Origin of the sequence: Parasphingopyxis sp. (assembly GCF_052168275.1) — a bacterium.
In the GTDB taxonomy this organism is placed as follows: domain Bacteria; phylum Pseudomonadota; class Alphaproteobacteria; order Sphingomonadales; family Sphingomonadaceae; genus Parasphingopyxis.
Window position 1 is genome coordinate 26,861 of the sequence record NZ_JBQLZM010000063.1, and the last position, 10,333, is coordinate 37,193.

Consider the following 10,333-nt stretch of genomic DNA (forward strand, 5'->3'; position numbering starts at 1 on the left):
AGGGCCCTAAGCGATATCGCCTGCCGCCCTGGACCCCGGGTCAAGCCCGGGGTGACGCCCAAGGAACAAGGAACTCCCATGATCAAACTCCACCATCTTCGCTTTTCGCGTTCGACGCGGATCATCTGGCTGCTCGAGGAGCTTGGCCTGCAGTACGATATGGAGGAGCATCACCGGCATCCGGAAACCAACCGCTCGCAGGAAGACCTGTTTGCGATCCACCCGCTCGGCAAGGCGCCGACGGTGGAAATCGACGGCCATGTGATGGTCGAATCCGGCGCGATCATCGAATATATCATCGAGACGCGCGGCGAGGGGCAGCTCGCGCCGACATCGAACGCCGACCGGGCGCCCTATCTCGAATGGCTGCAATTTGCCGAAGGCACGCTCGCCATGCCGATCCTGCTGACCCTGCTCGGGCCGCGCTTCGGGGGCCTGGGGGACATCCTGGGCGGTTTCGTCGGCGGCGAGGTCACCAAGCTACTCGACTATATCGACGGCCATCTGGACGGCCGCGAATTCCTCGTCGGCGACACGCTGACCGGCGCGGACATCAATCTCGAATATCTGCTCGAGCTTTCGAACCTGGTCGGGCTGCTCGACGAGCGGCCCCATGCCAAAGCCTATCTCGAACGGCTGATGAACCGGCCGGCATACAAGAAGGCGATCGAAATCGGCGGGCCGCTGGTCGATCTGCCAGGCTAGGGTTTTTTGCGCTCACGCTTCCTGGAAACCTTTAGTGCTGAGCCTGTCGAAGTATGTCTTTCAGCGGAGAAACGCCCTTCGACGGGCTCAGGGCTAACGGTCCTTAGTCAATCCGGCGACTAGCGGCTGCGGCCGCGCGCCGTGACCGGCCAGATATCGATTAGCGTGTCGCCGTCCACGACGTGATAGGCGTCGTGGAGGTTCACCGTCGGATCGCAATGCGGGACCTGCAGCGTAACGGCCGCGCCATGTTCGAACGCGTGATCGGCGGCCACCAGTCCGCCATGCTCGTCGCCCATGAAGATGAAGGCGGAGCCGTCCGGGGCGCCTGCGGTAACGACGGGTTTGCCGCCATCGGTGGATAGCGCCTTGAAGCCCGCATCGACGGTCGCCATGCCGGGCGTGTTGCAGCTCACGATCCGGGCATCGACGAACAGCGCGGCCTCGAAATTCTCCGCATCGCCGAACAGCTCGCACTCGCCATATTCATTGTCCATGAAGACGTAGGAGCCGACCTGCAGCTCGGTGAACAGGCCGAGTTCGGCGTCGATCTCGTGCGTGCCCGTCCCGCCGCCGCTGATGATGTCCGGCGCGAAACCGGTTTCGGTCAGCTGGTCGACGATGCCGCGCAGATAGCCGGTACGCTCGACGATCGCGGCGCGGCGCTCCGCATAGGATTGGATGTGCTGGTGGAGCCCGCAATAGAATTGGACGCCGCGGAGGCACAGCGATGGATGTGCGGCGATCTCACGCGCCAGCGCAACGGCGGCATCCGGAGAAGCGACGCCGGTGCGGTGAATGCCGGGATCGATATCGATCAGCACATCGAGCGGCTTGTCCGCAGCGAAAGCGGCGGCGAGCGCGCGAACATTCTCGGGATGATCGACGACGACCATTACCTCTTCGATTTCTTCATGCAGACTGGCGAGCCGCGCGATCGCAGGCGCGGAGACCACGGGCGACGTTATCAATATGCTGGGAACGGTTCCGGCTGCCGCCAGCGCCTCGGCCTCGCCGAGCTTGGCGCAGCATATGCCGCGTGCACCCGCATTCAGCTGAAGCCGCGCGATATCGATGCTTTTGTGCGTCTTGGCGTGCGGGCGCAGCGCCAGCCCCTTATCCGCCGCAAAGGCGGCCATGCGCGCGATATTCCGTTCCATCGCCGCCTTGTCGAGGACGAGTGCGGGGGTGTTCAGCGATTTGCGCTCGCCCTGCTGGCCGATCAGGTCGCCGTTTTCGGTCTCGACCGTCATACGTCGTCGCCTTCCAGATCGAAAAGTGCAGCCAGATAGTCGTTCGCAAATTTTCCGCCGGGATCGGCCGTCCGCACCGCTGCGCGGAAATCGTCGAACTTCGGATAGAGCGTCGCCACATCATCGCGCCCAAGCGTGTGCCGCTTCGCCCAGTGCGGGCGTCCGCCAAGCGATCGGAAGATCGGTTCGGCTTCGGCGAACAGTTCGCGCCACGGCATTCCGGTATATTGATGCATCGAGATCGAGGCGCAGGGCCCGGCGTTGAACGGGCTCATCCAGATATCGTCGCCCGCCACAAGGCGGAATTCGAACGGAAAGCTCACCGGCAGCTTTTTCCGGCGGATCCAGTCGATCGCCTCGGTCAGCGCGGCGAAGCCGTTGGCGCGCGGCAGCTGGTGCTCCATTTCCTCGAACCGGACATTCCGTTCGGACGGGAATATCCGATAGGCCGGCCCGCTGCGCGTGGCGGGTTTGACGCCCTTCATGATCTGGCGCTGCAGCGAGGCGGTGAGCTTCGGCATGCGGCGCACCGTCTTGCAGTAAAGAGCGAAGGCCTTTTCATCCATGTCGGTCTGTTTTTTCGGCGGGTCGCAGGCGGCGCACGGTTCCAGCGTCTTGAGGATCGCCATGTCCGAATATGGAAAGACCCAGAATTCGACATGGCGATACTCGTCGGCGAGGTCGTCCCATTGCTCGGCGAGCTCGGCCATCGGGACCGCGCGGATGTCTTCGACCAGATGATAGGCCGGAACGATGTCGATCCGGATCGCCAGCGCGATACCGAGCAGGCCGAGCGACAGGCGCTGCGCTTCGAATAGTTCGCTTTCCTCGTCGGCGTCGCAGAGGATCGTGCCGCCGTCTGCACGCATCAGGCGGAACCCCCTGGCGATCGTCGACAGGTTGCCGAGCGAGGCGCCGGTGCCGTGCGTTCCGGTCGAGATGGCACCCGCCAGCGATTGCGGGTTCACATCGCCCTGGTTGGGGAGCGAATAGCCCTTCTCCCACAGCTTTTCGGTGAGCCGGGCGAGACTCCAGCCGGCGGGCGCCCAGGCGCTCGCCCCGTCCGCGGCGATCTGCAGTTCGCCGTCCATCCGGTCCAGCCGAACCAGTGCGCCGTCCGTCTCGCACAGGGGCATGAAACTGTGGCCCGCGCCGGTGACGCGCACCCGGTCGCTGCCGGTAACGATCTGCGCCAGCTCCGCTTCGTCGCGCGGTTCGGCGATCCGATTCGGGGTGGCATGAACGCTGCCGGACCAATTCTGCCAACCGGTTGTCGTCATCTTTCACCCCTCGAATGCGCGATAACCGGTGCGCCAAACGCGGGCAAGCAGCGGGCCCGGGGCGATCGACACATCGAACGGACGCTGCCACCCGATAGAAAAAAGCCATTCGCAGTATCGCACGAGTTGGTCTAACGTCCGGCCATGGGGGAACGGTTCCAAATCTATCTGATCAAGCCGACGCGCTATCATGACGACGGCTATCCGCTGCAATGGTGGCGGTCGATCGTGCCGTCCAACTCGCTCGCCTGCATGGCGGGCATCGTCGAGGATGCGCTGGAACGCGGCGCGCTCGGCGACGTGGAGGCCGATGTCCATACGCTGGACGAGATTCATTCCAAGGTCGATCCCAAGCGCATCGCGCGCGATATCGAGCGGGCGGGCGGCAAGGGCTTTATCGGGCTGGTCGGCGTGCAGTCGAACCAGTTTCCGCGCACGATGGAGATGGCGAAAGAATTCCGCGCGGCGGGACTGCCGGTCTGCATCGGAGGCTTTCACGTGTCGGGCTGCATGTCGATGCTGAAGGAACTGCCGCCCGAACTCGTCGAGGCGCAGGAACTCGGCATCAGCTTCTTCGGCGGCGAGGCCGAGGACGGCCGGATCGATGAGGTGCTGCAGGATGCGCTCGCAGGCGAACTGAAGCCGATCTACGACTGGTTGAAGGATACGCCGAACATCGCCGGCGCGCCGATCCCGTTCCTCCCGCGCGAACAGGTCGAGCACAACACCAACGGATTTTCGAGCTTCGATCTCGGGCGCGGCTGCCCGTTCGAATGCTCCTTCTGCACGATCATCAACGTGCAGGGGCGCAAGAGCCGGTTCCGCACCGCCGACGATCTGGAAAAGATCATCCGGGTGAATGCCGCCGAAGGCATCACCCGCTTCGTGCTCACCGACGACAATTTCGCGCGCAACCGCAACTGGGAGGTCTTCGCCGACCGCCTGATCGAACTGCGCGAACAGGGCTTTCCGATCAAGCTCGTCATCCAGGTCGATACGCTCGCCCACCGCATCCCGAATTTCATCGAGAAGTGCGTGAAGATGGGGGTCGACGAGATTTTCGTCGGCCTCGAAAACGTCAATGCCGACAATCTCGAAGCGGCCAAGAAGCGGCAGAACCGCGTCGAGGAATATCGCGAGATGTTCCTCCTGTGGAAGCAGCATCCGGTCTATATCATCTGCGGCTATATCATCGGCTTTCCGAACGATACGTACGAGAGCATCCAGCGCGATATCGCGGTGCTCAAGAGCGAGCTGCCGATCGATTCCATCTATCTGAACTATCTGACGCCGCTGCCGGGCAGCGAGGACCACAAGAAGATGTACGAGGCGGGCGAGTGGATGGACCCCGATCTCAACAAATACGATCTCAACCACCGCGTCACCCACCACGCCAAGATGTCGGACGAGGAATGGGAGCGCGCCTATGTCGACGCGCATCGCAGCTTCTACAGCTGGGAGCATATGGAAACCGTGATCCGGCGGATGGCGGCGCTCGGCTCGAACCAGAAGAAGATGACGGTCAACCGGCTGACCGCCTATCGCGAGGCGGTCCGCATCGCCGGCGTCGCGAAGTTCGAATCCGGCTATATGCGCATCTATCGCCGCACGCAGCGGCGGCCCGGTTTTCCCATCGAAAACCCGCTGGTCTTCTATCCCAAATATTTCGCGAAGAATCTCTTCATCACCGTCGCCGTGGCGAGGACCTATGTCCGGCTGCGGCGGATGATGAAGCGGATCATCACCGATCCCGCGCGGTTCGACTATACGGACGCGGCGATCACCAACGACAGGCGCGAAGTCGATATCCTGCTCACCGATACGCGCGCGTCGGACCGGGCCGCGATCCGCCGCCAGCATCGCGAGGAAGCCGAGAGCGCCGCGGCCTGAGCCGCAACCGCCCTAGAAGCTGACGAACGCGCCGACCATGAACTGTTCGGGATCGTAGGCGCCGCTCGCTTCGCGGTGGCGGTATTCGGCGCGGATGCCGACATCGCTTCCCACCATGTAGCGCGCGCCGAGGCCGTAGATGATCCCGTCCATCGAATCGTCGCGTTCGAACCGCGTGCCGGTGGCGACGTCGGTGACGGTCACGTCGATATGCTCGCCGCCATAGCCGGCGATGCCGTATGCCGCGAAGCCGGGCAGGGGCGCGAGGCCGAGCCGCGCCGTCGCGCTCCAGTTGAAGCGCGCCTGGGTCGTCACTTCGCGGTCGGTCGCGCCGTCGCGGACGAGCGCCGTCGTCTCGCCGGTCGAATCACCGACATTGGCTTCCACCGCCATATAGCCGAGCGGAAAGGCCGGTAGCTCGACGCCGACAAAGGCGCCGTAATCGACGCCGTTGCTCTCGTCGCTGGCGACGATGGTCCCGGGCTCGCCGAACCGGCCGGCGCTGCGTTCCCCGGTGCCCGCTTCGAGACCCATATAGATGTCCGGCACGAAGGGTATGCTCTGGGCCTGCGCGGGAAGGGCGGCAAGCGGCGCGGCGGCAAGGGCGAGAATGGGGGCTATGGTCTTCATTTTTGCGGCGATCCTACTCAATACATTGGGACGAGCGCCCGTCTTGGCCCGAATTGTGGCGAAGGATAGCCGACCGGCCTGCATTCGCGACGAAGCGAATCAGCTTTGCGTCGGGCCGAGTCTCGTCCGATCAGGAGCAGTTCCCGCCATCGCGGAGAAGCGCGCTCGCGCTGGAAAACCGGCATTGCCCGTCATGCCCGACCGGCGGCAAATCCTCCATTCCGGTCTCGACTGATCACATGGCGGCACGGCGCGATGGTAGACGGATAGCGCAATTCGGCCGGCGCCGGTCTGAACTCGCCGGGCCGATCGCGGAGGGGAGCGGTCTTGCCATGAAGGTAGCGGAGATCGCGCTGGACGGGCGCGACAGCACGGGCGCGGAGATCCGGGCCGTCTATGTCAAGAATCCGCCGCATTACGCGATCTACCGCACCGATCAGCGGGTGCTCGTCCATTTCGCCGATGAGGATGAAGACAATCGCCGGCAGCGCGAAAAGATCGCGCCGCTCAGCCCGTTGCGCGGCGAGGTGCGCGGTCTGATAGACGGCTGGCACGGCAGCAAATATGCGAGCTTTCATGCCAAGGCCGTCCGGTTCGACCGGCGGGTATCCGACGCGCTGGTCATGGGCCTGGAGGGCAGCGTCGAAAACGCCGCCGCGCTGCTCGCCACGATCAAGGACGATATCATCGCGGAGCGGACCTCCTGGGCGCGCTTCTATTATATGCTGATCGGCGCGGGCACGGTCATCGCGGTGATCCTGCTGGCGCTCCTCCTCGCCTCGACGATCAATGTGGAGACCGCAAACCCGCTGCTGTTCGCGACGGGAACGGGCGCGCTCGGCGCCTTTTTCTCGATCGCCATCGGCCTGCGCAGCCGGACGATCCTCACCAATCTGCAGATGCGCGACAATGCGTCGGACGCGATATTGCGGATCGTGATCGGCGCGATAGCCGCCGCGCTGCTGGTCTGCCTGTTCCAGACCGAGACCGTCAGCATTCTCAGATTCGGCGACGGTTCGCTGACGCTCGACGCCGCGAATTATGACTGGCGGGTCGTCACCGTTGTCGGCTTCATCGCCGGCTTCCTCGAACGCCTGGTGCCCGACCTGCTCGGCAAGGCGAGCTTCGGCAATGCCCAGACCGGCGCGCCGCCCAATAGCGGGCTGACGCCGACAGCCTCTCCCGCCCCGGCCGTTCTGCCGGCTCTGCCGGTGCCGTCGCGCGCGCCCGCCCCGTCGCCGCCCGGCCCCCGGTCGCCGATGGCGGACCCCGTCGTGGGCGAGACGGAAGCGGAATCGGACCGGATGGACGACGAAATCGACGCCTGCCTCTGCGACGCGCCGGTCGAGGAGGAGCGGGCGACGGCGGATCGGGACCTGCCCCTCGCCGTCGGCGGGGTCGAAGAACCGGACGATGGCGACCGGGCCGGAGCGGCGGCAGCATCATGATGACGGCCGCTTCCGCCACGGTCCCGCCACTCGAGCATGGGAGTCTGCAATGGCCTATACGCTGACCTGGCTGGCGGAAACGCTCGAAGATGCCGGGCTAAAGGTCGCGGAACAGCCCGGCTGGAGGACGCGCGGCCGCGGCGATGTCGGGCGGATCCGGGGCGTGATGTGCCATCACACCGCCGGCCCGGCCCATGGCGTCATGCCGAGCCTGAACGTGATCACCCATGGCCGGCGCGATTTGCCCGGCCCGCTTTCCCAGCTCGGCCTCGGGCGCGACGGCACCTATTTCGTGATCGCCGCCGGGCGGGCCAATCATGCCGGCCGGGGGAAATGGCAGGGGGTGACGAGCGGCAACCGGAGCTTCATCGGTATCGAGGCCGAAAATCGCGGGATCGCGTCCGATCCCTGGCCCGCGGTACAGATGGACGCCTATCGGCGCGGCGTGGCCGCCCTCCTGCGCAAGATCGGCGCCGATGCGAGCTGGTGCTGCGGTCACAAGGAATACGCGTTGCCCCGGGGCCGCAAGCCGGATCCGAGCTTCGCCATGGATCCGTTCCGCCGCGACGTGGCGGCGATCCTGGCCGGGCTGGCCGCGCCGCCGTCGCTGATTCCGGCGGTCGACGCGCATGACCATCCGACCGTGCGGCGCGGCAGCCGCGGCGCGCCCGTCGAAGCGCTGCAGACCATCCTCGAGCTCCAGCCGGACGGCCTATTCGGGCCGCTGACCGAGGCCGCCGTCCGCGCGTTTCAGCGTGAGCACGATCTCGTGCCGGACGGTATTGTCGGCCCAAAGACCTGGGCCGCGCTCGATCCGCGCGATTGACGCGGCGCGCCGCCGCCGGCGCTGCGTTCCAGCGCGCGCCGTTCGCGGCTTGGCCTGACAAAGAAATCCTTCTTTTGCAGCCGGGTCGAATCCCGTTAGGAGGGGCGTATGACCGATACGCCCCGCACGCTGTACGAGAAGATCTGGGATGCGCATGTCGTCGAACGGCGCGACGACGGGACGTGCATCGTTTTTATCGACCGGCATCTCGTCCATGAGGTGACGAGCCCCCAGGCGTTCGAAGGCCTCCGCGCGGCGGGACGGACGGTGCGGCGGCCGGACCTGACGCTGGCCGTGCCCGATCACAACCTGCCGACGACGGCCAGGCGCGACGCGGCCGGCAATCGGGTGCCGACCGCCGATCCGATGTCGGCCAGGCAGCTCGAAGCGCTCGAGGCCAATGCGCCGGCCTTCGGCATCCGCTATATCGACGATGCGGCGCCCGAACAGGGCATCGTCCATGTCGTCGGCCCCGAACAGGGCTTCACGCTGCCGGGCTGCACCTTGGTCTGCGGGGACAGCCACACCGCCGCCCATGGCGCGCTCGGCGCGCTCGCCTTCGGGATCGGCACGAGCGAAGTCGAACATGTGCTGGCGACTCAAACCTTGCTGCTAAAGCAATCGAAAACCATGGAAATCAGGGTCGAAGGCAAGCTGGGGTTCGGCGTTTCACCCAAGGATGTCGTGCTGGCGATCATCGGCAGGATCGGCGCGGCGGGCGGCACCGGCCATGTCATCGAATATACGGGATCGACGATCCGCGACATGAGCATCGAGGGGCGGTTGACCGTCTCCAACATGTCGATCGAGGCGGGCGCGCGCGCCGGACTGATCGCGCCTGACGAGAAGACGTTCGACTATCTGAAGGGGCGGCCGATGGCGCCCGCCGGCGCCGATTGGGACGCGGCGGTGCAATGGTGGCGGTCGCTGCCGACCGACGCGGGCGCGTCGTACGACAGCCGCATCCGGCTCGACGCCGCCGATATCGCGCCCAACGTCACCTGGGGCACGAGCCCGGAAGACGTCGTTCCGATCACCGGCAGCGTGCCGCCGCTAGACAGCTTCGCCGATGCCTCGAAGCGCGCGGCGGTCGAGAAATCGCTCGCCTATATGGGCCTCGAACCCGGGCAGCGGATGCAGGATATCGCGGTCGACGCGATCTTCATCGGCAGCTGCACGAACAGCCGGATCGAGGATCTGCGGGCGGCGGCCGATGTCGTGAAGGGCCGCCGGCTGGCGGACAATGTCTCGCTGGCGCTGGTCGTGCCGGGGTCAGGCCTCGTCAAGCGCCAGGCGGAGGAAGAGGGGCTCGACCGGATCTTCACCGAGGCCGGCTTCGAATGGCGCGAACCGGGCTGTTCGGCCTGTCTCGGCATGAACCCGGACAAGGTTCCGCCCGGCCAGCGCTGCGCCTCCACCTCCAACCGCAATTTCGTCGGCCGGCAGGGGCCGGGCGCGCGCACGCATCTCGTGTCGCCCGCCATGGCGGCCGCGGCAGCGGTGACAGGCAGGCTTACCGATATCAGGGAGATGATGGGATGAGGGGGTTGAAGAGTTTGGGCGTGGCGCTGGCCGTTCTGGCGATGCCGGCTGGCGCACTGGCGCAAGTCGGGGAAACGCCCGATATCGAGATGTGGCGGCTCGATTGCGGCGCCATCGAGATCAGCGATCTGGACGCCTTTTCGGACGGCTATCTCTATGAGGGCCGGGAGGGTGCGTTCACCGACAGCTGCTATCTGATCCGCAATGCCGACCGCTATCTGCTGTGGGACGCGGGTCTGCCCTCGGCGCTGATCGACGCCCCGATGACGCAAGGCATTTTCACCGTTTCGCTGGAGCGCACGATCGCGAGCCAGCTCGCGGAGATCGACGTCGCGGTCGAGGATGTCGATTTTCTCGGCCTCAGCCATCACCATTTCGATCATGTCGGCCAGGCGCCCGATTTTGCGGCATCCACGCTGCTGCTGAACGCCCGGGACGTCGCCGCCCTGCGCGCGGGCGCCAATCCGCAATCGGCGCAGATCCTTGCGCCCTGGCTCGAAGGCGGCGGGACGATCACGGATTTTTCGGGCGATCACGATGTCTTCGGCGACGGCAGTGTCGTCATTCTCGCCATGCCCGGCCACACGCCGGGCCATAGCTCGCTGCTCGTCCGCCTGCCGCAGACCGGCAATGTGCTGTTGACCGGGGATCTCTATCATTTCCGCGAGCAGATCGAGAATGAGGGCGTGCCGCGTTTCAATACGGATCGCGCCGATACGCTCGCCTCGATGGAGCGCTTCACGCAGATCGACGAAGCGC

The 10,333-nt window shown here is 65.5% G+C and carries 9 protein-coding genes; 6 read left to right on the forward strand and 3 right to left on the reverse strand.

Annotation, left to right across the window (positions count from 1 at the left end):
- Positions 1-78 precede the first annotated feature (78 nt).
- Positions 79-705 carry a glutathione S-transferase family protein gene (locus ACTS1X_RS05655; RefSeq protein WP_442613407.1) on the forward strand — a complete coding sequence of 209 codons (627 nt, stop codon included), beginning with the start codon at positions 79-81 and terminating at the stop codon, positions 703-705.
- Positions 706-824: 119 nt separating this feature from the next.
- On the opposite strand, the gene ACTS1X_RS05660 is transcribed toward ACTS1X_RS05655, so the two are convergent.
- Together ACTS1X_RS05660 and ACTS1X_RS05665 are read right to left on the reverse strand one after the other, a co-directional pair.
- On the reverse strand, positions 825-1,958 hold the full coding sequence (locus ACTS1X_RS05660; RefSeq protein ID WP_442613408.1) for a DSD1 family PLP-dependent enzyme: 1,134 nt from the start codon (positions 1,956-1,958) through the stop codon (positions 825-827).
- Positions 1,955-3,238 (reverse strand): D-arabinono-1,4-lactone oxidase, encoded by a 1,284-nt coding sequence (locus ACTS1X_RS05665; RefSeq protein WP_442613409.1) that lies wholly within the window; start codon positions 3,236-3,238, stop codon positions 1,955-1,957. The genes ACTS1X_RS05660 and ACTS1X_RS05665 overlap by 4 nt, the downstream gene beginning before the upstream one ends.
- Before the next feature lie 144 nt (positions 3,239-3,382).
- Here ACTS1X_RS05665 and ACTS1X_RS05670 point away from each other — a divergent pair, with 144 nt between their 5' ends.
- A complete protein-coding gene (locus ACTS1X_RS05670; protein ID WP_442613410.1) occupies positions 3,383-5,128 on the forward strand; it encodes a B12-binding domain-containing radical SAM protein in 1,746 nt (581 codons plus the stop codon).
- A 12-nt stretch (positions 5,129-5,140) separates the two neighbouring features.
- On the opposite strand, the gene ACTS1X_RS05675 is transcribed toward ACTS1X_RS05670, so the two are convergent.
- Positions 5,141-5,758, reverse strand: coding sequence for an outer membrane protein (locus ACTS1X_RS05675; protein ID WP_442613411.1), 618 nt, complete (start codon positions 5,756-5,758; stop codon positions 5,141-5,143).
- A 332-nt stretch (positions 5,759-6,090) separates the two neighbouring features.
- Between ACTS1X_RS05675 and ACTS1X_RS05680 the strand changes: the two genes are divergently transcribed.
- From ACTS1X_RS05680 to ACTS1X_RS05695, 4 genes are all read left to right on the forward strand, one after another.
- Complete coding sequence (locus ACTS1X_RS05680; RefSeq protein ID WP_442613412.1) at positions 6,091-7,206, forward strand: hypothetical protein; 1,116 nt, start codon at positions 6,091-6,093, stop codon at positions 7,204-7,206.
- Positions 7,207-7,255: 49 nt separating this feature from the next.
- Positions 7,256-8,032, forward strand: a complete 777-nt coding sequence (locus ACTS1X_RS05685; RefSeq protein WP_442613413.1) for a peptidoglycan recognition protein family protein — start codon at positions 7,256-7,258, stop codon at positions 8,030-8,032.
- A 108-nt stretch (positions 8,033-8,140) separates the two neighbouring features.
- On the forward strand, positions 8,141-9,574 hold the full coding sequence (leuC, locus tag ACTS1X_RS05690; RefSeq protein ID WP_442613414.1) for a 3-isopropylmalate dehydratase large subunit: 1,434 nt from the start codon (positions 8,141-8,143) through the stop codon (positions 9,572-9,574).
- A partial coding sequence (locus ACTS1X_RS05695; protein WP_442613415.1) for an N-acyl homoserine lactonase family protein occupies positions 9,571-10,333 on the forward strand: 763 nt, incomplete at its 3' end. The genes leuC and ACTS1X_RS05695, both read left to right, overlap by 4 nt.

Coding starts and splice junctions, on each gene's coding strand:
- ACTS1X_RS05655 (WP_442613407.1), top strand. CDS start 79: ATGATCAAACTCCACCATCTTCGCTTTTCGCGTTCGACGCGGATCATC.
- ACTS1X_RS05660 (WP_442613408.1), bottom strand. CDS start 1,958: ATGACGGTCGAGACCGAAAACGGCGACCTGATCGGCCAGCAGGGCGAG.
- ACTS1X_RS05665 (WP_442613409.1), bottom strand. CDS start 3,238: ATGACGACAACCGGTTGGCAGAATTGGTCCGGCAGCGTTCATGCCACC.
- ACTS1X_RS05670 (WP_442613410.1), top strand. CDS start 3,383: ATGGGGGAACGGTTCCAAATCTATCTGATCAAGCCGACGCGCTATCAT.
- ACTS1X_RS05675 (WP_442613411.1), bottom strand. CDS start 5,758: ATGAAGACCATAGCCCCCATTCTCGCCCTTGCCGCCGCGCCGCTTGCC.
- ACTS1X_RS05680 (WP_442613412.1), top strand. CDS start 6,091: ATGAAGGTAGCGGAGATCGCGCTGGACGGGCGCGACAGCACGGGCGCG.
- ACTS1X_RS05685 (WP_442613413.1), top strand. CDS start 7,256: ATGGCCTATACGCTGACCTGGCTGGCGGAAACGCTCGAAGATGCCGGG.
- leuC (WP_442613414.1), top strand. CDS start 8,141: ATGACCGATACGCCCCGCACGCTGTACGAGAAGATCTGGGATGCGCAT.